This window comes from Cupriavidus sp. D384 (assembly GCF_001652915.1).
In the GTDB taxonomy this organism is placed as follows: domain Bacteria; phylum Pseudomonadota; class Gammaproteobacteria; order Burkholderiales; family Burkholderiaceae; genus Cupriavidus.
This window is the reverse complement of sequence record NZ_BBQI01000126.1, coordinates 1-21,122: the sequence shown is the minus strand read 5'-3', so window position 1 is coordinate 21,122 and position 21,122 is coordinate 1. Positions and strand designations below refer to the sequence as shown.

General features: G+C 67.1%; 20 protein-coding genes. 11 read left to right on the top strand and 9 right to left on the bottom strand.

Going from position 1 to position 21,122, the window contains the following annotated elements:
- The first annotated feature begins 74 nt into the window (after positions 1–74).
- The 4 genes from A9J21_RS27510 to A9J21_RS27495 all read left to right on the top strand — a co-directional run bounded on the left by A9J21_RS27510 (position 75) and on the right by A9J21_RS27495 (position 3,976).
- Positions 75–1,790: a ribonucleoside triphosphate reductase gene (locus tag A9J21_RS27510; RefSeq protein ID WP_404851420.1), complete on the top strand. Its 1,716-nt coding sequence runs from the start codon at positions 75–77 to the stop codon at positions 1,788–1,790.
- A 53-nt stretch (positions 1,791–1,843) separates the two neighbouring features.
- Positions 1,844–2,041, top strand: a complete 198-nt coding sequence (gene nrdD / locus A9J21_RS27505; RefSeq protein WP_066741305.1) for an anaerobic ribonucleoside-triphosphate reductase — start codon at positions 1,844–1,846, stop codon at positions 2,039–2,041.
- A gap of 7 nt (positions 2,042–2,048) precedes the next feature.
- Positions 2,049–2,732, top strand: coding sequence for an anaerobic ribonucleoside-triphosphate reductase activating protein (locus tag A9J21_RS27500; protein WP_066741303.1), 684 nt, complete (start codon positions 2,049–2,051; stop codon positions 2,730–2,732).
- A gap of 248 nt (positions 2,733–2,980) precedes the next feature.
- A complete protein-coding gene (locus tag A9J21_RS27495) occupies positions 2,981–3,976 on the top strand; it encodes a hypothetical protein (protein ID WP_156546242.1) in 996 nt (331 codons plus the stop codon).
- Positions 3,977–4,030: 54 nt separating this feature from the next.
- On the opposite strand, the gene A9J21_RS27490 is transcribed toward A9J21_RS27495, so the two are convergent.
- The 3 genes from A9J21_RS27490 to A9J21_RS27480 all read right to left on the bottom strand — a co-directional run bounded on the left by A9J21_RS27490 (position 4,031) and on the right by A9J21_RS27480 (position 9,982).
- A complete protein-coding gene (locus A9J21_RS27490) occupies positions 4,031–4,996 on the bottom strand; it encodes a glycosyl hydrolase (protein ID WP_231907064.1) in 966 nt (321 codons plus the stop codon).
- A gap of 86 nt (positions 4,997–5,082) precedes the next feature.
- Complete coding sequence (locus A9J21_RS27485; RefSeq protein WP_082926648.1) at positions 5,083–7,206, bottom strand: di-heme oxidoredictase family protein; 2,124 nt, start codon at positions 7,204–7,206, stop codon at positions 5,083–5,085.
- 457 nt (positions 7,207–7,663) lie between these two features.
- On the bottom strand, positions 7,664–9,982 hold the full coding sequence (locus tag A9J21_RS27480) for an FdhF/YdeP family oxidoreductase (protein ID WP_066741298.1): 2,319 nt from the start codon (positions 9,980–9,982) through the stop codon (positions 7,664–7,666).
- A gap of 295 nt (positions 9,983–10,277) precedes the next feature.
- Here A9J21_RS27480 and A9J21_RS27475 point away from each other — a divergent pair, with 295 nt between their 5' ends.
- On the top strand, positions 10,278–10,541 hold the full coding sequence (locus A9J21_RS27475) for a hypothetical protein (protein WP_066741296.1): 264 nt from the start codon (positions 10,278–10,280) through the stop codon (positions 10,539–10,541).
- Positions 10,538–10,687, top strand: a complete 150-nt coding sequence (locus A9J21_RS31795) for a hypothetical protein (RefSeq protein ID WP_156546239.1) — start codon at positions 10,538–10,540, stop codon at positions 10,685–10,687. The genes A9J21_RS27475 and A9J21_RS31795 overlap by 4 nt, the downstream gene beginning before the upstream one ends.
- A 71-nt stretch (positions 10,688–10,758) precedes the next feature.
- Here A9J21_RS31795 and A9J21_RS27470 read toward each other — a convergent pair whose 3' ends face one another.
- The gene (locus tag A9J21_RS27470) at positions 10,759–12,231 is read right to left on the bottom strand and encodes a sensor histidine kinase (RefSeq protein WP_066741294.1); all 1,473 of its coding nucleotides are present in this window, start codon (positions 12,229–12,231) and stop codon (positions 10,759–10,761) included.
- A 302-nt stretch (positions 12,232–12,533) separates the two neighbouring features.
- Between A9J21_RS27470 and A9J21_RS27465 the strand changes: the two genes are divergently transcribed.
- From A9J21_RS27465 to A9J21_RS27455, 3 genes are read left to right on the top strand one after another with little or no spacing between them, the layout of a single operon-like run.
- Entirely contained in the window at positions 12,534–13,007 is a 474-nt protein-coding gene (locus tag A9J21_RS27465; RefSeq protein WP_066741292.1) for a Dps family protein, read from the top strand.
- Positions 13,008–13,057: 50 nt separating this feature from the next.
- A complete protein-coding gene (locus A9J21_RS32120; RefSeq protein ID WP_066741286.1) occupies positions 13,058–13,255 on the top strand; it encodes a hypothetical protein in 198 nt (65 codons plus the stop codon).
- A 26-nt stretch (positions 13,256–13,281) separates the two neighbouring features.
- On the top strand, positions 13,282–13,680 hold the full coding sequence (locus A9J21_RS27455; protein WP_066741284.1) for an alkyl sulfatase C-terminal domain-containing protein: 399 nt from the start codon (positions 13,282–13,284) through the stop codon (positions 13,678–13,680).
- Positions 13,681–13,767: 87 nt separating this feature from the next.
- Here A9J21_RS27455 and A9J21_RS27450 read toward each other — a convergent pair whose 3' ends face one another.
- From A9J21_RS27450 to A9J21_RS31790, 5 genes are all read right to left on the bottom strand, one after another.
- Positions 13,768–14,739 (bottom strand): cytochrome d ubiquinol oxidase subunit II, encoded by a 972-nt coding sequence (locus tag A9J21_RS27450; protein ID WP_066741283.1) that lies wholly within the window; start codon positions 14,737–14,739, stop codon positions 13,768–13,770.
- Between the two features lie 16 nt (positions 14,740–14,755).
- On the bottom strand, positions 14,756–16,168 hold the full coding sequence (locus tag A9J21_RS27445; protein WP_066741281.1) for a cytochrome ubiquinol oxidase subunit I: 1,413 nt from the start codon (positions 16,166–16,168) through the stop codon (positions 14,756–14,758).
- A gap of 6 nt (positions 16,169–16,174) precedes the next feature.
- A complete protein-coding gene (locus tag A9J21_RS27440; protein WP_066741279.1) occupies positions 16,175–16,651 on the bottom strand; it encodes a DUF3331 domain-containing protein in 477 nt (158 codons plus the stop codon).
- The gene (locus A9J21_RS27435; protein ID WP_082926647.1) at positions 16,644–17,678 is read right to left on the bottom strand and encodes an AraC family transcriptional regulator; all 1,035 of its coding nucleotides are present in this window, start codon (positions 17,676–17,678) and stop codon (positions 16,644–16,646) included. The genes A9J21_RS27440 and A9J21_RS27435 overlap by 8 nt, the downstream gene beginning before the upstream one ends.
- Positions 17,679–17,830: 152 nt before the next feature.
- Complete coding sequence (locus tag A9J21_RS31790) at positions 17,831–17,986, bottom strand: hypothetical protein (protein ID WP_156546236.1); 156 nt, start codon at positions 17,984–17,986, stop codon at positions 17,831–17,833.
- Between the two features lie 262 nt (positions 17,987–18,248).
- On the opposite strand from A9J21_RS31790, the gene A9J21_RS27430 reads away from it, so the two are divergent.
- Entirely contained in the window at positions 18,249–19,745 is a 1,497-nt protein-coding gene (locus A9J21_RS27430; protein ID WP_231907063.1) for an efflux transporter outer membrane subunit, read from the top strand.
- The gene (locus A9J21_RS27425; protein ID WP_066741275.1) at positions 19,742–20,929 is read left to right on the top strand and encodes an efflux RND transporter periplasmic adaptor subunit; all 1,188 of its coding nucleotides are present in this window, start codon (positions 19,742–19,744) and stop codon (positions 20,927–20,929) included. Before A9J21_RS27430 ends, A9J21_RS27425 begins: the two co-directional genes overlap by 4 nt.
- Positions 20,930–21,122: the final 193 nt, after the last annotated feature.

Sequence of the window (21,122 nt, the reverse complement as noted above, 5' to 3'; positions counted from 1 at the left end):
AAAACTACATGTAGTGTCGCGTGGAAGAATCCGTCCCATATCTTGTATGAAGGAGGGCGGACGCGATGCCGGAAATGGCCGTGAGCAGGACGACGGTGGATGTGGAATCGTCGATCAACGAATACCTGGACCGCCAGGACTGGCGGATCAACGCGAACGCCAACCAGGGCTATTCGCTCGGGGGGCTGATCCTGAACGTGGCCGGCAAGGTCACGGCCAACTACTGGCTGTCGCACGTGTATGCGCCCGAAGCCGGCGCGGCGCACCGCGAGGGCGACCTGCATATCCACGACCTGGACATGTTGTCCGGCTACTGCGCGGGCTGGTCGCTGCGCACGTTGCTGCATGAAGGGCTCAACGGCGTGCCGGGCAAGGTGGAAGCGCTGCCGCCCCGGCATATGTCCAGCGCGGTCGGGCAGATCGTGAATTTCCTGGGGACGATGCAGAACGAATGGGCCGGCGCGCAGGCGTTTTCGTCGTTCGATACCTATATGGCGCCGTTTATCCGCAAGGACGCGATGGCGTACCCCGAGGTGAAGCAGCATATCCAGGAGCTGATCTACAACCTCAACGTGCCGTCGCGCTGGGGCACGCAGACGCCGTTCACCAACCTGACCTTCGACTGGACCTGTCCCGACGACCTCAGGGAGCAGGTGCCGGTGATCGGCGGCCAGGAAATGCCGTTCCGCTATGGCGACCTGCAGGCGGAAATGGACATGATAAACCGCGCGTACATCGAGGTGATGACGCAGGGCGATGCCCGGGGCCGCGTCTTCACGTTTCCGATCCCCACCTACAACATCACGCCCGACTTCCCGTGGGACAGCGACAACGCCGCGCGGCTGTTCGAGATGACTGCCCGGTACGGCCTGCCGTATTTCCAGAATTTCGTGAACTCGGACCTGACGCCGAACATGGTGCGGTCGATGTGCTGCCGCCTGCAGCTGGACCTGCGCGAACTGCTCAAGCGCGGCAACGGCCTGTTCGGCAGCGCCGAGCAGACCGGCTCGCTGGGCGTGGTGACCATCAACTGCGCGCGGCTGGGATACCTGCATCGCGGCGACGAAGCCGGCCTGCTGGCACGGCTCGACACGTTGCTCGATATCGGCCGCGACACGCTGGAGGCCAAGCGCGAGCGCATCCAGCAGCTGATGGACCAGGGCCTGTTCCCATACACCCGGCGCTACCTGGGCACGCTGCGCAACCACTTCTCCACGCTGGGCGTGAACGGTCTCAACGAGATGATCCGCAACTTCAGCGGCGACGCGCACGACATCACAAGCGATGCCGGGCATGCCATGGCGGTACGGCTGCTCGACCACGTGCGCGGCCGCATCGTCGAATACCAGGAAGCCACCGGCCATCTGTACAACCTCGAAGCCACGCCGGCCGAGGGCACCACCTACCGCTTTGCGCGCGAAGACCGCAAGCGCTGGCCCGGCATCCTGCAGGCGGGCACGCCCACGCAGCCGTACTACACGAACTCGTCGCAACTGCCGGTGGGCTTCACCGACGATCCGTTCGAGGCGCTGGCGCGCCAGGAGACGCTGCAGTCGAAATACACCGGCGGCACCGTGCTGCATCTCTACATGGGCGAGCGCCTGTCCAGCGGCGAGGCCTGCAAGCGCCTGGTGCGCCGGGCGCTGGAGTCGTTCCGGCTGCCATATATCACGGTCACGCCGACGTTTTCCATCTGTCCCACACACGGCTACCTGCCCGGCGAACACCGTTTCTGCCCCACATGCGACGAGGATATCCTCGCGCGCAAGCGGGCGCAGCAGGCGGCCTGAGTTCTTGCATCCGCCATTTCCCCCTGACGTTTTCCAACCCGACGAGCCACGCCATGACCGATCTTTCCGTCTCCCAGCATTTCTCCGCCAACACAGCCGACACCGCCGTCCTGCGCGACGATGAACGCCAGCCCTGCGAGGTCTGGACCCGCGTGATGGGCTACCACCGGCCCGTGGAGAGCTTCAATATCGGCAAGAAGGGCGAGCATGCCGAGCGCCGGTTCTTCCACGAGCAGCGGTGCCAGGGCTGAGCGCGCAATGACCGGCCCGTTGGCCGACAGCATGCGGATCGGCGGCCTGGTGCCGCTGACCAGCATCGACTTTCCGGGCCGTCTGGCGGCCGTGCTGTTCTGCCAGGGCTGCCCATGGCAATGCGGCTATTGCCACAACCCGCACCTGATTGCGCCGCAGGCGCCGCCAGCAATGGACTGGCACGACTTCGTGTCGTTCCTGCAGCGCCGGCGCGGTCTGCTTGACGGCGTGGTGTTCTCGGGCGGCGAACCCACGCTGCAGGCCGCATTGCCCGAAGCGATACGCGCCGTGCGGCGAATGGATTTTCAGGTGGCGTTGCACACGGCCGGCATGTATCCGGATCGGCTGGCGCGCGTGTTGCCGCTGGTGGATTGGGTTGGCTTCGATATCAAGGGTCCGGCCCATTGTCACGACGCGATTACCGGCACGCCCGGCGGCGCAGCACGCGTGATGGCGTCGCTGGATCGCCTGCTGGCGAGCGGTGTGCCCTACGAATGCCGGACGACCTGGGACCCCGCGCTGTTCGATGAAGCGGCGCTGCTGGCGTTGGCCGAAACGCTGACGGCACGTGGGGTCCGGCATTGGTCGCTGCAGGTTTGCAACCGGGGCGGGCGGCCAGTGCCGTGGCCACCCGGCGTGGCCGGGCGGCTGGCGTCGGCCTTTCCGCAACTGATGCTGCGCACGGCGTGAGCCGGGCAGCAGGGACGCTGCGGCACCATTGCAGCCGAGGGCCCGGCACGCGCCCCATCGGCGAACAGGCGGGTGCTCCACTCGCGCGGGCACGGAGCCTGCCGGGACCTGACCGTTGCGCCTGCCCGACAGTCACTGGCATGGATCCGTCAGGGTGACTACTCTCCATTTGGCTGTTCAGTCATTTGGACGGTATCCGCCACGCGCAAGCGGGCCATATCCTCTAGCTTCTTTCAAGGGAGGGCAGCATGAGGACCTTTACGGGACTCGTTGCCGGCTGCATGCTCGCCGCCGGCTGCACATCGACACCGAAAGCGCCACCGCCATCCGCCTTCAAGGCCGATGACCTCAGCGGCAAACCGAAGCGTGCGGCGCAGGGCTGGGTGGCTGCCGGCAAGGACTGGTCGGCGGACAAGGACCTGGGCGCCATCCTGGCATTGCCCGAGAACCGCGAGCTCAAGGACCTGATGGCCTCGCCGCAGTGTGCCGAGCCTTCCGCGAAATCGCCATCGGCGCCGGCGGGCCGGACAGCCGCCGCGGCCACCTCGTTCGTCGTCACCGGGACACGGCTCCATGCCGATCTCTACGCGGATAAGGAGCAGGGCAGTCCGGAACAACTCATGCGCGAGGCAATCGACGCCAGCAATGTCGACGTGAGCTTTTCGGCGGCGGGGTTCCGGGGGGTGCGCTGCGCGGTGTTTGCGCGCTACGCGCAGGGCGACGCCCCATCGCATCCCGGCCTGATCGCCGTGCTCGCCATCGAGCAAAAGCTCCAGGATGGCAAGTTCACCGACTATTTCCGCTTTCGTCCGCTCTATGTCCGCGCCGCGAATTCGATCGCGAAGACGGCTGCGGCCAGCGGCGGGCAGCCGGCCCAGATTGCGGTGGCATTCGCGCTGGTGGCCCGGCAGCTTGTGGTCAACGGCGAGGGCGCGGCAACGTTTGCCGAACTGGGCTCGGCAGCCACCACGATCGCACGGGTGCCGCTGGGCGGCAACGGCTTGCCGTGCACGACGGCGCGATGCAGCGGCATGTCACCGCCGGTGCCGGTGCCGGTGGCCCGCGGAACCGTGGTGATCTCGATGGGAGTCAGCGAGGCCGGAGACGTCGGCGCCGAGATCGACCAGCTTCGCGTGGAGCGCGAAGCGGTGGCGGCGGCGCGCGTGCCGGGCACCTCGACAGCGGTGGCGCCGCCGACGGCCCCGCTGGCGCGCGGATCTGCCGACCACCGTGCAACCCGGTAGCCAGGGCATCCCGCCTGCCTCCATCGGATCGATGCGGCAGGCCGGCGGGTGCCGTCAGAATGGCAGGCTCAGGTAGTAACGCCCCAGTTCCGACAGTTCGCCATCGGCGCCGAGCAGGCTCGTGTAGTGTGGATCGGGGTTCCAGCGGCCCGTGAACCACGCGTAGCGGAACACATCGGTGCGCTGCTCGCAGGTGGCGACCATTTCCCGCATCTGCGCCTTCTGCTTGTCCAGCGTGTCGACCTGTGCACCGTCGGCGTTGTCGTGCCAGTTGGCGAACTCGGTGACCCAGAACGGCTTTCCATATTTGGTCAGGCGGTCGAGCTGCCCGCCCAGGCCGTAGTCGTACCAATGGAAGGCCAGGTAGTCGATCTGGGGATTGCGGTTGCCGTTGGCGGCGCGATAGGCGTTGTAGAACGCATCGAGCCACACCACGGGATCGCTGTAGCCCGGCATGGTGCCCCATGTGAGGGCCGGCCCCACGAGCTTGACCCCGGTGCGGGCGGCGATGGCCTCGAACTGGGGCCACGCGGCCGCGGCGGCGGCGGGCGACAGATTGGACTGGTCCGTCAGGTTCGGCTCGTTCATCAGCAGCAGGTACTTGACCTCCGGATGGTCCTTCAGCCAGGTCTCCACGGTGGCGGCGTCGAACGCGTAGTCATTCCAGAGCATCGGAACGAAATCCATGCCATAGGCGGTGCGCGTGTCGACGGGTGCCGTGGGGCTCGGTCTGGGCGACCAGTTGTACCACCACGATACGCCCGGGGCCAGCGCGGCGACGTCTGCCGTGGTTGCCAGGTCGTACGCGATGCCGCGTTTGGCGCTCTTGGTCACGCCCGGCGTGGCCGCAGGCGGGGTGACGGGCGCGGCGGGGGTGCTTGGCGCAAGGGTGCCGCCGGAACCGGTGGATCCACCGTTGCCGGTGGCGGTGCCGCCGTCGCCGCCGCCACCGCAGGCGGCAAGCGCGAAAGCCATGAGCAGCGGTGCAACGGCACGGCTGCGTAGGGTGTGCATCAGCATTTGAGTGTTCGTGTGAAGCAGCGTCGGATCTTGGACTTCTCCCCTCTCCCGCGAGCGGAGGAGGGGAGCCTTGGCGTCAGGGCACGCTACAGCGACTGCAGGAACGCCGTGATCGCGTCGCGATCGGTCTTCGGCAGCGCTTCATAGCGCTGGCGGCTATCGGTGGCCTCGCCGCCATGCCAGAGCACGGCTTCGGGGATGGTGCGGGCGCGGCCGTCGTGCAGCAGGCGCACGCTGGCATCGCCACCCTGCACGAAACGCAGCGAGCCGATGCCCCATAGCGGCGCGGTGCGCCACTGGCTCGGATACGCGCGGCCTTCGGACAGCGTGTCGGCCAGGCCGGGACCCATGTCGTGCAGCAGCAGATCGGTGTACGGATGGATGGTCTGCTCGCGAAGCTCGGCAAACGGATGCGTGCTGCCGGTCTTCAAGGTCGGCGTATGGCAGGCCACGCAGCGCACTTGCGTGAACAGGTCGGTACCCCGGGCGATCTGTGCCGGGTCCACGTCATGCTCGGGCGATACGCGGATGCCGTCCGGGAAGCCGCTGCGCAGCTTGCGCTGGGCCGGCACGGCGATCAGCGACAGGTAGTGCGTCATGCGCTGCAGTTCGTTTTCGCTGATCGACGTCGGTGTGGTGACCGTGTGGCAGTTCGCGGCGCCACGCTGGCAGCCGTAGTCGGGGAACATCGGCGACGTCACGCCCAGGTCCTTGATCAGCGCATCGGCCACCTGCTGGCGGATGCTGCCCTTCGATGCCTTCCAGCCAAAGCGGCCCACGTGGGTCTTGCCTGTCTGCGGGTCCACCACGAGGTTGGCGATGCCACGAATGCCGTCGCCGTTGGCGTCGTCGGGGTCGGACATGCCCAGGATGGTGGCCTCGGGAATGGCTTCGAGCAGCCCCATGCCGATCACCTGCGCGGCCTGGCGCGCCGAGAAGCGGCCGGGGGCGGGGCCCGTGAACGCGAAGACGGGCTTGACCAGTTCCACCTTCTCGCCATCGGGCAGCGTGCGCACGGTGGTGTCGAACGACTGCACGGTGACGTCATAGGCGGCCGCTTTGGCATCCTGCGCGTGCTGCTGCACGTTGTGGCCATAGACCGGATCGGGGCCGGTGCCGTCGCCGTTGGCGGTCAGGAACGACATCGTGTCCAGCTTCGCGCCCAGCGCCAGCGGCTTGCTGCGCCCGTTGTTGGTGTGGCACTCGATACAGCGCGGCTGGTTGTAGCGTGCGCCAAGCTGCCCGATATGGGCGGTGAACACGGGATTGTCGCGATCGTGCTCGGAGTGCGTGCCATCGGCGAACGATGTGTGGAACAGCCGGCGGCCTTCCACGAAGCGCTGCGTGTTGGTGATGCCGATGTTGTTGGCCATCTGCTGGAAGACCCGCATCGGCTCTTCCGAGTAGTTGTACGAAAGGCTCGCCTGGCCGCCCAGCAGGGCGTCGTCGGGCAACGGTTCCGAATCCAGGTTCGGGGCGATGCCGTACCAGGGGCGCATGCCCACGCCGACGATGTAGAGCTGCTCGAACGAGTAGTAGCGGCTGCCGCCACCGTCCACCACCGGGTCGCGCTTGAGGCGCGGCGCCGGAGCCAGTTCGACCTTGTCGCCGATCTTCAGCGGACTGTGCGGGTCGGTGCGCCAGTTCGAATCGAACGTCATCATGCAGTCTTCGCGCGGCTGGTTCTCGCGGCAGATCGGCAGGCCACCCTCCTTCGGGTTGTTGAAGCCATAGTTCAGCGACCAGCCATAGTCACGCACGGTGGGGTCGAGCACGTTACGGAACAGGCTGAACGTGGTGCCGTCGAAGATGCCCTGGTTCACGCGCAGGTAGACCTCGATCAGCTGCTTGCCGGCCGGTACGTGATCGCGGATCTCCAGGCCGAACGTGCGGTTCTGGAAGTAGAAGGTGGGGAAGGTCAGATAGCGTCCGGGGCCCGCATCGGGGGCGTCCCAGGCCTCGCCTCGCTCGCGTGCGTGGCGCTCGGTCGGGCGCGAGCCCATCATCGTCACCAGCGTGCCGTCGGCCTCCCGGTACTGGATCTGTTCCATGACCGGCGTGTCGGCGCTGTACAGCGGTTCGTAGAGCGATGGCGTGACCGCCGGAGGCGGCGCGCTGCCATCACCGCCTCCGCCGCCACCACACGCGGCGGCCATCAATACGGCGGCCAGCAGCAATGCCGGCCCACGATAGTGAGCGACTTTTTTCATGTATTGACCCCTCGTTTTTATCGGAACCGCACGGGGCTCCGCTTTTCGATCTGTTATTTCCGCCGCCGGCTTGCACTGCAGCCATGCGCCGGAAACAGGCCCATTCCCTGTAGCCGCGGCGATTATCGTGAGCCGCTTAAATAGATGTCAATTGTCATTATCTGGCGCCTGGGGTGACAAAAATTGCGCCGTGCGGTGACGAGGATCGTCACACCGTGACGGGGCGCCGGATGCAGCCCGGTCGATGTCATGTACATGACAAAAACGGAGGATTCCGGCCAGGCCGGGCGTTGGAATGTCTGCCTGGATTCAAGCCGGATTGACGAATCTGGTGCAGATTCCGTTGCGCGAACGCCGCAGACATTTCCGCCGGGACCCAATGAAACTGGCCACGTACCAGTGGCTGGCAGTGGCCAGGTCAGGGCGTTGAGGGCTCAAGTACGCTACGAGTCAACGCTCACGGAGATACAGTTGCCGCGCTGGTCCGGTGCAGCAGCACCGGAATCGACTTGGATGTTGGCGTATTGCAGAGGTCGGCCACGCTGTCCAGCGGCACCAGCGGGTTGGTCTCGGGGTAGTAGGCGGCCACGCAGCCACGCGGAATATCGTAGGCCACCAGCCGGAACCCGGCGGCGCGCCGCTCGATATCGTCGTGCCAGACCGTGGTCAGGTCCACCCATTCACCATCGCGCAAGTCCAGCAATTCCAGGTCGGCGGGATGGATGAACACCACGCGGCGCTGGCCAAAGACGCCGCGATAGCGGTCGTCCAGCGCGTAGATCGTGGTGTTGTACTGGTCGTGGGAACGGGTGGTCATCAGCGTCATCACGCGTTCGCCGTGGCGCGCCCGGGCCTGGGCGATCGGCGTGTCGGGGCTTAGCGGGTTGACCAGGAATTCGGCCTTGCCGGACGGCGTATGCCATTGGCGCTCACGGGCGGGCACGTACAGGTGAAAGCCGCCCGGCACCGCCACGCGGGCGTTGTAGTGCTCGAACCCGTCGATGACCTCGGCGATCTTGTCGCGTATGCGCGCGTAGTCCTGCGCGTACCACCGCCAGTCAACCGTGTTGCTGCCCAGCGTTGCATGGGCCAGGTTGGCGATGATCGCGGTCTCGGACATCAGGTCTGGCGACGCAGGCGTATTCATGCCGAACGAGATATGCACCTTCGACACCGAGTCTTCGACCGTCACGCCCTGCGGCACGCCGCCCTGCAGGTCGATCTCGGTGCGGCCCAGCGTGGGCAGGATCAGCGCCTCCTTGCCGTGGACCAGATGGCTGCGGTTGAGCTTGGTGGCGATATGCACGGTCAGGTTGCATGCACGCAGCGCGTCCCAGGTGCGGGGCGTGTCAGGAGTGGCCGCCGCGAAGTTGCCGCCCAGCGCCACGAAGACCTTCACGTCGCCACGCAGCATGGCCTCGATGCTCTCCACCACGTCGTAGCCGTGCGCGCGTGGCGGGGTAAATCGGAATGCAGCGCCCAGCTTGTCCAGGAAAGCCGCGGTCGGCTGCTCCTCGATGCCGACAGTCCGGTTTCCCTGCACGTTGGAGTGGCCCCGCACGGGACACAGGCCCGCGCCCGCGCGCCCGATATTGCCGCGCAGCATCATCAGGTTGGTCAGCATCTGGATGGTCTGCACCGAGTGCTTGTGCTGGGTCAGCCCCATGCCCCACGTGCAGATCACGCGTTGGCCCCGGGCATAGATCGCGGCCAGGCCCTCGATTTCCTCGCGCGGCACGCCCGATTCCTGCTCGATGACGGTCCACGATTCGGCACGCAGATCGGCCGCGAAGGCTTCGAACCCGTGTGTGTGCCCGGCGATGAACGCGGTGTCCAGCACGCGGGCCGCGCCATTGGCTTGCGCCTCGTCGTCCAGTTCCAGCACGCGCTTGGCTACGCCCTTGATCAGCGCGTAGTCGCCGCCCAGCGTGGGACGCACGAATACCGAGCAGATCTTTGTGTCCGACATGGTCAGCATCTCGACCGGGCTCTGCGGGCTGGTAAAGCGCTCCAGCCCGCGTTCGCGCAGCGGATTGATCGATACCAGCGTGGCGCCCCGCCTGGCGCAGTCGCGTAGTTCGGCCAGCATGCGGGGGTGATTGGTGGCGGGATTCTGGCCGAACAGCAGGACCGTGTCGCAGGTCTCGAAATCGTCGAGCGTCACCGTGCCCTTGCCCACGCCCACCGTATGGGGCATGCCGCGGCTGGTGGCCTCGTGGCACATGTTCGAGCAGTCCGGGAAGTTGTTGGTGCCCACCATGCGCGCAAACAGCTGGTACAGGAACGCCGCTTCGTTGCTGGCCCGGCCCGATGTGTAGAAGGCCGCCTGGTTCGGATCGGGCAGGGCGCGCAGCCGGGTGCCGATCAGCGCGAAGGCGTCATGCCACGAGATGGGCCGGTACGTGTCGGACAGCCCGTCATAGATCACCGGCTCGGTCAGGCGGCCATGCTGCTCCAGTTCGTAATCGGTCTGCTCCATCAGCGACGCCACGGTGTGATGTGACAGGAATGCCGCCGTGACGCGCTTGGCGGTGGATTCCGCCGCCACGGCCTTGACGCCGTTCTCGCAGAATTCGAACGTCGATGCGTGTTCGCGGTCGGGCCACGCGCAGCCGGGGCAGTCGAAGCCGTCGGCCTTGTTCTGCCGGAACAGCATTGCGTAGTCGCGGCCCGGCACCCGTTGCTTGATGAGGTGGATGGCCACGTACTTCAGCGCGCCCCATCCGGCGGCGGCGTGGGTATAGGGTTCGATGCGCGGCTTGGACTTGAAGGCCATGGCGGGGGCTCCTGCCTGAAAGGGACGATACGTTGCGATGACCCAAGCGTATCGGGGGCAGGGGGGCGGGCATTGCGGCCGACGGCGCCGGTTTCGGTTTTGCACGTCAGTCGATGCGCCAGGCAAACCAAAGGATGATGGTGCCCTACAAATTGACTACCGCGAGGCAACCCAGGTACGAATGCGCCGCACGGCGCGGCCGCCTACGATGGATTCACGGGCTTGCGATGCGGGCCCCGGCGGGAAGACAGGAAGTTCTCTCCCGTCTGCAACGCAAGTCAACCAGGAGTCCATCATGATTCGCAAGCACATCGTTCCCGTTCTCGTGGCATGCGGCGTGGCCGCCGTCAGCGCACTCGGCACCGGCATGGCAAATGCCGCCGAAACCGGCAAGCACGCCGCCACGCATTCGCACCCGCAGTACAACATCGACCAGCCGCGTGATGTCTACACGCAGGGCGCGCGCTTCAATGTGTTGCCTGCCGACCAGGGGCGCTTTATCCAGGTGGGGCAGGATCTGACCGGTGTGTCGGCGCCTCCGGGCAACGCGCCTGCATGAACGCCGGCATGATCTCCACCGGCGGAATCGACGGCCGGGCCGCCAGCGCGGCCGTCGATGGCGTCAGGCTGGCGCTGGCATGGCTGGGTATCTGTGCCGCCAGTTGCGGCATGGCGCTGGTCACGGCGCTCTGGGCAGGCGTCTGAGGTGCCGCCCGGGCGCCGGTTTTGTTTCGATGGATCGAGGTGCAGGGTTTCGGGCTGCCTTCAGGCCGGCATCAGGCCGCCTCTTCGGTCGCCTGCTCGCCGTCGGCCATCCGTTGCGGCAATCGCACGATCATCTTCGCACCGCCTTCCGGCGGCGATTCCGCCGTGATGCTGCCTCCGTGGGACTCGACGATATTCCGGCAAATCGACAGGCCCATGCCCATGCCGTCCGGCTTGGTCGTATAGAACGCGTTGAACAGGTGATCCATGTCCTTGTCGGGAATGCCTGGCCCGGTGTCGCCCACCAGCAGCAGCACCGTGTGATCCGCCATCACGCGGCTGGCCAGTGTGAGCCTGCGCCGTCCGGAAACATGCGACATGGCCTGCGCGGCATTCACCATCAGGTTCACCAGCACCTGCTGCAGTTGCGTCCAGTCTCCGTGAATCTGCACGTCGCCGGCATCGAGGTCCAGGTCCGCAGATACCTGGTGGTCCTGCAGTTCGCGCCGCACCAGTTCCAGCGACGCCGTCACCAGGTGGTCGACGCCGATATCCACGTACTTCGGTTCCGATTTCTGCGCCATGGCGCGAATCTGGCGGATGATGTCGTTCGCGCGGCTGGCATCGCGAATCACCTGTTCGATCGATTCGGTGGCCTCGGCGATCTCGGGCTCGTCGCGCTGCAGCCAGCGCAGTGCCGAGCTGCCGCACGTGACAATGGCGGCCATTGGCTGCGTCACCTCGTGCGCAATCGACGCGGCCAGTTGCCCAAGTGTGGTCACGCGCGACACATGCGCGAGTTCGGTCATGGTCCGATGCAGCACCTGCTGGGTCTCGGTGGCGTCGGTGGTATCCATCAGGGCGCCTACGTACTCGTGCTGGTCGCCGGCCGTGGCGCTGCGGCGCGCCACCAGATGCACGTGGCGGGTCGCGCCGTCCGGCAGCAGCAGCCGGTGCCGCAAGTCCACGCTGTCCATGCCGCCGAGCATGGCCGCATGGACACGCTGCACTTCGGCCAAGTCGTCCGGATGCACGCGCGTGAGCACCATGCCGAAGTGCGGCGCCTCGCCGCGCGGGTAACCCAGGATGCGGAACGCCTCGTCCGACCACGTCATCGTGTTGGCCGGCAGGCGCAGCGCGATACTGCCGGTCTTGCTGAGCCGCTGGGCTTCGGCCAGGAACGCTTCGCTGCGCGCCAGGGCGGCCTCGGTGCGGCGCCTGCGCGTCATGTCGGCCAGGTTCCGCAGCGCCAGCAGGGTGGTGGTGCCGATTGCCAGCAGGGCAAAGACAAAGCGGGCCAGCTGGCCGTGGTCGGGGTCCGGGTTCTGCGAGAAGGCAAAGGCCACCACGGTCAGCACCAGCGCAATGGCGGCGGTGACCCGCGTGGCGAGGATCGAGCCGGTCAGCGCCACCAGCAGGATAACAAGCACGTAGACCACCGCGATGGCGAAATCCAGTGGCGTGAAGGCGTCGATCGCGAATACGGACAGGCCCAGCAGGCCTGCCGCGCCCATCAACAGCCGGTTGGTGGTTGGGTTGTACATCCCTGTTTCGCCCGTCTTGCTGGTTATCGGTACGCCATGCCCACGACCGGCAGCATGATCCGACGCTGATGTTAGTCCTGAATGACTGGTCGAGGAATCATATGAAGGTATAGGAGATGTACATGCATTCGTGGCCCATCCAGAACCTTGGGTGCATTTTGGCAACCGGTTGATCTGGGGACAATCCGCGCCATCGGCCCAGGCGCACAGTCGAGATGGGCACTCGCCCGCGCCACAGGCGCCTGCGGGTGCACTGAATCGGGGCACATCGCCCTATCGCTAGCCCTTTTCCGGAGTCCATCATGACCAATACCCAACTCGACGATCCCGGCCTGGCCGTCACTGAAATCTCCGACCATCTGAACCGGCTGCTGGCCGATGTCTTCGCGCTGTACCTGAAGACCAAGAACTTCCACTGGCACATGTCCGGCCCGCACTTCCGCGACTACCACCTGATGCTGGACGAGCAGTCGGCCCAGATCTTTGCGATTACCGACGACGTGGCCGAGCGCGTGCGCAAGATCGGCGGCACGACGCTGCGCTCGATTGGCGCCATTGCCCGGTTGCAGCGCGTGCGCGACAACGACGCCGAGGATGTTTCGCCCAAGGCCATGCTGCGCGAGCTGCATGCCGACAACCTCATGCTCGTGGAAGCCATGCTCGACGCGCATGCCGTGTGTGACGACCATGCCGACGTTGCCACGGCCAGCCTGCTGGAAAACTGGATCGACGAGGCCCAGCGCCGCGCGTGGTTCCTGGCGGAATCGGTCAGGTAATCTGGCTGCCGCGCCCGGCTTCCTGCGCCGGGACGCGGCATCTGGCTGCGTTGCTGCCATCCGACGTGATGGCGGCCCGGGCCGCTGCCAGCCTGCAGGGCTGGGCAGGGCATTTGGCATTTTCCTCAGTACGCATTCCAAAATACGCCTCCAGCGCCACCAGGGCGGCCAACCAGAAGCTGCTCGGCGAACTGCCGTTCTCGGATCGCGCCGACTTCGACGATGCCCGTGGCGCAATTTTTACCTGACCGGTGCCAAGGAACTGCGCGAAGGCGTGAAGAAGCTGCCCACCCCGAACACGGCCAGCGGCGACACGGTCAAGGCGATGACGCCGGAGATGTTCTTCGACTACCTGAGCGTGCGCGTGAACCGCGCCAAGGCAGCCAATGCGCATATCGTGCTCAACGTCGACTTCGGCAAGCCGGATGGCACCTACCTGCTGGAGCTGGAAAATGGCGTGCTGAACCATACCGCCGGCGTGCAGGCGCAGCAGGCCGACGCCAACGTGACGATGACGCGCGACACGCTGAACGGCATCATCCTCGGCCAGACCAGGATGGCCGACGCGGTGAAGAACGGCAGCGCCAAGGTCAGCGGCAACCAGGCCAAGCTGGACGAGCTGGTCAGCTACCTCGATACCTTCGAGTTCTGGTTCAACATTGTGACGCCGTAGTACGCCCGCGTACCCGTGGTGTAAAAGCCCTGCCGGCCGGAAGGCCCGCAGGGCTTTCTTGTGTCCGCACGGCATGGCGGCACCGATTCAGGCGGCCACCTTGCCGCGAAACACGTGGTACTGGTACAGGTTGTAGCCCAGCATCACCGGCAGCAGCACGCCGATGCCGATCAGCATGAAAACCAGCGTGCGGTCGTCGGACGCCGCGTCCAGCAGCGACAGGCGCCCCGGCACCACGTTCGGAAACAGGCTGATTGCCAGGCCGCAGAACGACACCAGGAACAGCAGCACCGTGGCGCGGAATGGCGTGCGGCGGCTGCCGGTCCAGGTGGATCCGGCAATCCCGGCCACCGCCAGTGCGGCCACCACGCCCAGTGCCAGCAGCACGGCCAGCACGCCATGCTGGTGCCAGCGCTCGGTGCCGATCAGGCTCAGCTGCAGCGTGGCGCCGGACAGCACCAGCGCGCTGACCACGGTGACCGGCAGCGTCGCCAGCGTCCAGGTGCGGGCCGACGCCTCCACTGGGTAGGATGTCTTCTTGACCAGGTAGGTGGCCCCCAGCAGTGCATAGCCGGCGGCCACGCCCACGGCGGCAAACAGCGTGAACACGGCGTTCCACATACCCGGGGCGAGCCCGGTGATGATGCGGCCCAGGATCACCCCCTGTGACACGGCCGCCAGCAGGCTGCCGACGCCGAACACGCGGTCCCAGAACGGGGCGCGATGCGTGGCGTGGCGAAACTCGATGGCGGCCCCGCGCATGATCAGTCCGGCGATCAGCGCCATCAGCGGCAGGTACAGATGGGGCAGCAGCGTCGCATAGGCAACGGGAAAGGCGCCGAACAGGCCGCCGCCCAGTACCACGAGCCACGTTTCATTGGCGTCCCAGACATGGACGATCGATTCGACCATCACGTCGCGCCGCGCCCGTTCGGGCTCGAACAGGCTCAGGATGCCGATGCCGAGATCGAAGCCGTCGGTGACGACATAGGCGGCCAGCATCAGCCCCAGGATGCAGAACCAGAGCGACACCAGCAGGGTGTGAGCGGAAGTTTCCATGGCGAATGTCCGGTGGTCAGTAGGTGCTGCGCCCGCCGACGGCCGGCGTGGCTGCGGTGGCGGGTGCGGTGGCGGGTGCCGGCAGCGTCAGCGTCAGGTCCGGGCCCTGGCGCAGCCAGCGGGCGGCCAGCCAGATGAAGGTGACCAGCAGCACCGCGTAGAAGGCGCCGAACATCGCGATGCTGCCCGTCACGTCGGCGGCGGAGATGGCGGTGGAGACCCCTTGCGGCGTGCGCAGCAAGCCATAGACCAGCCACGGCTGGCGCCCCACCTCGCGGACGATCCAGCCGCACTCGACGGCCAGGTACGGCAGCGGGATGGCGACGATCCATGCCAGCAGCAGCGCGCGATGCTGGCTCAAGGCGGCGGGCCGGTGCCGCGTGCGGCGCAGCACGCCCGCCGTCCACAACGCCAGCACCACGAACAGCACGCCAATGCCGGCCATGACGCGGAATGCGTAGTAGAGCAGCGGAAGCATCGGCGGCTGATCGGCGCGCGGAATGTCTGCCAGGCCGGTGACGGTGCCATGCGCCTTGTGCGTGGCAAGCAGGCTCAGCATGCCGGGTACCTCGATGGCCCAGTCGTTGCGCTGGGCGTCCTGGTTCGGCCAGGCCAGCAGCGACCACGATGCGGCGGTGCCCGGTGCATTGGTCTGCCAGTGGCCTTCGATGGCGGCACCCTTGGCGGGCTGCGTCTCGAAGACGTCCACGCCGCTGCCGTCGCCAAGCCATACCTGCAGCGGTGTCACGATCACCAGCAGCACCATGGCAAGCCGGAAAGACCGCGCGAAAAATTCAGGCTGGCGCCGCTTCAGCAGATACCAGGCCGAGATGCCGGCCACCACCACCAGCCCGGTTTCCAGCGCGGCCATCCACATATGGCTGATGCCCCAGAGCGCGTCCGGATTGAAGATGGCGCGCAGGTAGTCGGTGACGACGATCCTGCCGTCCACCACCGCCACGCCGGCCGGCGTCTGCATCCACGAGTTGGCGACCATGATCCAGAAGGCCGACAGCGACGAGCCCAGCGCCACCATGCCGGTGGCGAACAGGTGTACGCCGCGCGGCACGCGCTCCCAGCCGAACATCATGATGCCGACAAAGCCGGCCTCGAGCATGAACGCCATGGCGCCCTCGAAGCCGAGGATATTGCCGAAGAACTGCCCGGTGAATTGCGAGAAGGCGCTCCAGTTGGTGCCGAACTCGAACTCCATCGGAATGCCGCTGACCACGCCGACGGCAAAGTTCAACAGCAGCAGCCTGCTCCAGAAGCGCGCGTGGCGGTACCACGTCACGTCGTTGGTGCGTACCCAGAGCACTTCGACGATGAACAGGAAGGCCGACAGGCTGATGGTCAGGATCGGCCAGAGGATATGAAAGATCGCGGTGAAGGCGAACTGCAGCCGCGACAGGTCGGTGACGTCGTGCATGGCGTGTTACCTGGCATTGGATCGGTAGGCAATGGTGGGCTGCGCATCGTCCGGCGCGGGCGCAAGGGCCGCGCCGGCGGCGTCCATGGCCGAGGCCAGGATCATCGCATCGGCGTTGAGCGCGGCCGGACGCGAACGCTGCGGGCGGAATACCAGGTCGCTCTTGTCTATCGGCTGGCCGGACAGCGCGCACACACCGGTGTCGCGCGCCGTGCCGACGGTCCAGACCTGCGCTCCGTAGCGGCAGTGCGTGGCGTCGCGCCAGCTCACCACGGCCATGGCGGCGCTGAGCCGCTCGATGATGCTGACGATGGGCGCATGGGCGCGCAGTGCGTTGTCCTCGGCCGTATAGGTCAGGGACGCCAGCGGCTGGCCTTTCGGATCCAGCAGCGCGATGGTGCGCAGCCAGGCGTCACAGGCGCTGTCGCGCACGTCCGCCAGATCGCGGGTGTCCACGGATGCGTGGTACAGGGTTTCAGCCATGGGTGCTCCCAGGAGTTGAGGTGACCTTGACACGCCAGCAGTGCGGCGTGTCGCCGACAAAACGCTTGAAGACGGTGGTGAAATGGGCCTGCGAGCGGAAGCCGCAGCGCATCGCCACTTCCAGCACGCTGCCCGCGCCGCCGCGCAGCAGGTCCTGCGCGTGTTCGATGCGGCGGCGTACCAGGTATTCGTGCGGGCGCATGCCCGTGGTCCGGCGGAACTGCGCGGCAAAGTACATACGCGTCAGCCCCGTGCTGCGCGCGATATCGGCCAGCCCGATCGGAGTGGACAGGTTCGCGTCGATGAACTCGATGGCACGGCGCAGGCGCCATTGCGGCAGCATGGTCACGGCGCGCGTGTTCGACGCGATGCGCTGGTAGTGATTGGCGACCACGCGCGCCACGATGGCAAGCGCCACGCTATCGGCAAAGATGCGGCCCAGCCCCGGGTCCTGCGAATGCGCCACGGCCAGCGCCTGGCCCAGCCGCTCCAGTGCCGGGTCGGCATGGAAGAAGGGGTCGTCCAGCCGCAGCTCGCCCTCGTGGGTGTGGCCGAACTGGTCGGCATGGCAGGCCGCCAGCACCGATTGCGGAACGAACAGGTGAAGCACGTCGCTGGCCGACGCGTACACGGCGCTGGTGGCGGTGCCGGGCGCGGTGACGTGGACCGCGCCGGCGCCCAGGCGGCCATCGAACACGGGCATGCCGCCGCACAGGAAGCGGATCGAGCTGGACCGCAGGTTGATGGCGATGCAGTGCCGGGTGGGGTCGCCAGCGTGCGATACCGTTTCAGGCGGTTCGCCGTCGCAGGTCCAACGCGATACCACGATGGCGTCGCGATGGCCTGGCGTGGCAACCGCTTCGGGCGCATGGCGCCAGCGGGTTTCGCGCTGGACGAACCCGGGCGCCTGCGCCGCGGCAACGCGCAGTTGCGGCGCGGCCCTGGCGAACGTGGTGTCGAGGGTGTCGGGGACGTCGGGGACCGTGGCGGTATGGATGTCCAGGACGGTGGTGGCTACATCTTTCATGGCAATGCTCCCGGGATGCGGTATCGGTGCGGCGGCGCGCGTTCACTCGGCGTACTGCAGGAACGCGACGGCAATCAGGATCAGGTTCAGCACGGCAAGGGCGATCCAGCCGTACATCAGCAGCAGGCTTTCCTGTTCGGACATGTCAGCCCTCACGGACGGTGGTGCGACAGCACGGCGTGCGTCGCGGTGTGGACGGGTTCGATGGCCTGTTGCCACATGCGGTACACCATGGCACCGGCGACGCCGACCGTGGCGAAGGCGAGGGTGATGGCGATGATCGGCATCCAGAGCTTCTGGTGTGTCATGGTGCGGCTCCCGTGGAAGCAGTCGGTGGTTGACTGGAATGCTAGGAGCCGGGCACGGATGCCCACAATTGCCGGGTAGGTGGTGCAGTGTTAAACGAAGGTATAGGCCGGGCCAACGCGATGCACCGGAACGGGGCAGGCCGGGGCCAATTGGGGTGGTAGCGGCACACGGTAGTGCCATCCCGAAATAACGTGGCGTTCGCAATCACCGCCCGGCAGGCCAGCGGCCATCATTCCCGGCATCAACCTTCGGAGTAGGGCCGTGAAGCCTGCCGCTACCGGATGGCGGCACCTGCCCGTGGCCGCCGCCGTACTGACTACCCTGGCGCTGACGGGCTGCGCCGCGTTCGACCACAGCCACCCCACGCAAACGCTGGCACCGGTTACCGGCACCGCGCAAAGCCTGCCGCCCCGGCATGGCCATTGGCCGTCGCAGGACTGGATCGACGCCTTTGGCGACCCCCAGCTTGGCGCGCTGGCCCGCGAGGCCGTTGCCGGCAGCCCCACGCTGCAGGCGGCGCAGGCGCGCGTGGAGGCCGCCCGCGCCGTGGCCGAGGGCGCGCGCAGCGGCCTGTATCCCGATGTCGATATCCGCGGCGGCGTGTCGCGCCAGCGCATTTCGGAGACCGACCTGCTTGGCGCCACGCCGCTATCCGGGCGCTGGATCAACCAGGTGCAGCTGTCCAGCGGTCTGACGTATGACCTGGATTTCTGGGGCCGGCACCGCAGCGCGCTGCAGGCCGCGCTGTCCGGCGTGCGCGAGGCCGAGGCCGAAAGCCAGGCCGCGCAGTTGCTGCTGACCACGGGTGTGGCACGCGTCTACGCGCGGCTGGCTACGCTCTATGCGCTACGCGATATCACCGTGCAGACGATTACCCAGCGCCGAGAACTGTCCGCGCTGGGCAAGGCCCGCCTGGTGGCCGGGCTCGATACCCAGGTGGGCATCACCCTGCAGGACGCCGACCTTGCCAGCACCGAGGCCGATCTGACCCATATCGACGACGGTATCGCGCTGACACGCCACCAGATTGCGGCGCTGCTGGGCAAGGGGCCCGATCGCGGGCTGGCAATCGCCCGGCCCGTGCTGCTGGCCGGTGCCAGCCAGCCGATGCCCGCGCTGCCCGACGATGCGCGGATTGGCCTGCTGTCGCGCCGCCCGGAGCTGGTGGCGGCACGGTGGCGCGTGGAGGCCGCCTCGAAAGATATCGAGGTGGCGCGCGCGGAATTCCTGCCCGACGTCACGCTGTCGGCCATGGCCGGGCTGACCACGATCACGCCATCCGATTTCCTGCTTGGCGCGAGCCGCGCCTTTGCCTTTGGCCCGTCGCTGCGCCTGCCGGTGTTCGAGGGCGGCCGGCTGCGGGCGAACCTGCACGGGCGCTACGCCGACTACGACGCGGCCGTGGCCGACTACAACCAGACCCTGACCAGCGCCTTGCGCGAAACGGCCGATGCCGTGGGCAGCCTGCAGGCCGTGGCCGCCGAAACCGCACAGCGGCGGCAGGCTCAGGCGCTGGCCGAGCATGCCTATGCGCTGGCCTCGGGCCGCTGGCAGGCGGGCCTGGTCAACCAGCTGGCCGTACTGACGGCGCAGGACAGCGTGCTGGCGCAGCAGCGCCAGGTGGCGCAACTGCAGGGACAGCAGCTCGATCTCCAGTTCCAGCTGGTCTGGACGCTTGGCGGCGGCTACGTCGGGCAGTTGCCGGATGCCGCCGCCCAGGCCACCGCGACACCCAATCCCATGACCTCCACACCATGAACGCACTTGTCACCCCCGCCGCGCCGGCGCCACCGGCCCCGTCGGCCCCGTCGGCCGAGATGCGGCCCGTTCCGCGCCGCCGCCTGATTGCCGTGGGCGCGCTGGTTGCCATGGCCGGGATAGGCGCCGCCACCTACTGGTGGACCATCGGCCGGCACTACGCGTCCACCGACGACGCCTATGTGGCGGGCAACGTGGTGCAGGTCACGTCGCTGGTACCCGGCACGGTCGTGTCGATTGCCGCCGACGATACGCAACGCGTGACGATGGGCCAGCCGCTGGTGGGACTCGACCCCACCGATAGCGAGGTGGCGTTGCAGCAAGCCGCCGCGCAACTAGCCGAAGCGGTACGCCAGGTGCGCACGCTCTATGTCAACAACGGCACGCTGCAGGCGAATATCGCGCAGCGGCAGGCCAACGTGGAGAACGCCCGTGACGATCTACGCAGGCGGATGTCGGTCGACGGCACCGGCGCCGTATCGAAGGAGGACGTCGACCACGCCCGGTCCACGCTCAAGGAAGCGCAGGCGGCGCTGCGTGTGGCGCAGGAGCAGCTGGCTTCGAACCTGGCCCTGACCCATCACACCACCATCGCCCAGCATCCCGACGTGGCGCGCGCCGCCGCCAGCTATCGGGCAGCCTACCTGGCTCACGCCCGCTCGACGCTGCCGGCGCCGGTCACCGGCTTTGTGGCGCGCCGCGCCGTGCAGGTAGGCCAGCGCGTGGCGCCGGGCGTGCCGCTGATGGGCCTGGTGCCGCTGGACCAGGTCTGGGTGGACGCCAACTTCAAGGAAAACCAGATGCGGGACATGCGCGTGGGCCAGCCCGTGTCGCTGGTGGCGGACTTTTATGGCGCCCAGGTGCGGTACCACGGCAGGGTGGCCGGTTTTGCCGCTGGCACCGGCGCGGCATTCTCGGTCCTGCCGGCGCAAAACGCCACTGGCAACTGGATCAAGGTGGTGCAGCGGCTGCCGGTGCGGATCACGCTCGATCCGGCACAACTGGCAGCCCATCCGCTGCGCATCGGCCTGTCGATGCGGGTGACGGTGGATGTTCACCAGCACGACGGCGCCAGCCTCGATACGCTGCCGGCGGTAACGCCGCTGTCGACGGATGTCTACGCTTCGGTGGGCCGCGATGCCGATGCGAACATCGCCAGGATCATTGTGGCGAATGCTGGCTAGAAGACTGCGGATTTGCTCGCCTGTTCCGTAAAACGGGAGAGGGGAGAACACACGTGGCTAGTGCCGGAATGCGCAGTGTTTGCTCCCCTCTCCCGTAAAACGGCAGGGGGGAGAACGCACGTGGCTCGCGCCGGGATGCGCAGTGTTTGCTCCCCTCTCCCGCGAGGCGGGAGAGGGGCTGGGGGGGGGGGGG

Excerpts from the sequence above, each read along its gene's own strand:
- A9J21_RS27445 (WP_066741281.1), bottom strand. The coding sequence starts at position 16,168 with ATGCACGACGTCACCGACCTGTCGCGGCTGCAGTTCGCCTTCACCGCG.
- A9J21_RS27485 (WP_082926648.1), bottom strand. The coding sequence starts at position 7,206 with ATGAAAAAAGTCGCTCACTATCGTGGGCCGGCATTGCTGCTGGCCGCC.
- A9J21_RS27475 (WP_066741296.1), top strand. The coding sequence starts at position 10,278 with ATGATTCGCAAGCACATCGTTCCCGTTCTCGTGGCATGCGGCGTGGCC.
- nrdD (WP_066741305.1), top strand. The coding sequence starts at position 1,844 with ATGACCGATCTTTCCGTCTCCCAGCATTTCTCCGCCAACACAGCCGAC.
- A9J21_RS27495 (WP_156546242.1), top strand. The coding sequence starts at position 2,981 with ATGAGGACCTTTACGGGACTCGTTGCCGGCTGCATGCTCGCCGCCGGC.
- A9J21_RS27510 (WP_404851420.1), top strand. The coding sequence starts at position 75 with ATGGCCGTGAGCAGGACGACGGTGGATGTGGAATCGTCGATCAACGAA.
- A9J21_RS27450 (WP_066741283.1), bottom strand. The coding sequence starts at position 14,739 with ATGGAAACTTCCGCTCACACCCTGCTGGTGTCGCTCTGGTTCTGCATC.
- A9J21_RS27440 (WP_066741279.1), bottom strand. The coding sequence starts at position 16,651 with ATGGCTGAAACCCTGTACCACGCATCCGTGGACACCCGCGATCTGGCG.
- A9J21_RS27465 (WP_066741292.1), top strand. The coding sequence starts at position 12,534 with ATGACCAATACCCAACTCGACGATCCCGGCCTGGCCGTCACTGAAATC.
- A9J21_RS27435 (WP_082926647.1), bottom strand. The coding sequence starts at position 17,678 with ATGAAAGATGTAGCCACCACCGTCCTGGACATCCATACCGCCACGGTC.
- A9J21_RS27425 (WP_066741275.1), top strand. The coding sequence starts at position 19,742 with ATGAACGCACTTGTCACCCCCGCCGCGCCGGCGCCACCGGCCCCGTCG.
- A9J21_RS31795 (WP_156546239.1), top strand. The coding sequence starts at position 10,538 with ATGAACGCCGGCATGATCTCCACCGGCGGAATCGACGGCCGGGCCGCC.
- A9J21_RS27490 (WP_231907064.1), bottom strand. The coding sequence starts at position 4,996 with ATGCTGATGCACACCCTACGCAGCCGTGCCGTTGCACCGCTGCTCATG.
- A9J21_RS27500 (WP_066741303.1), top strand. The coding sequence starts at position 2,049 with ATGACCGGCCCGTTGGCCGACAGCATGCGGATCGGCGGCCTGGTGCCG.
- A9J21_RS27470 (WP_066741294.1), bottom strand. The coding sequence starts at position 12,231 with ATGTACAACCCAACCACCAACCGGCTGTTGATGGGCGCGGCAGGCCTG.
- A9J21_RS31790 (WP_156546236.1), bottom strand. The coding sequence starts at position 17,986 with ATGACACACCAGAAGCTCTGGATGCCGATCATCGCCATCACCCTCGCC.
- A9J21_RS27480 (WP_066741298.1), bottom strand. The coding sequence starts at position 9,982 with ATGGCCTTCAAGTCCAAGCCGCGCATCGAACCCTATACCCACGCCGCC.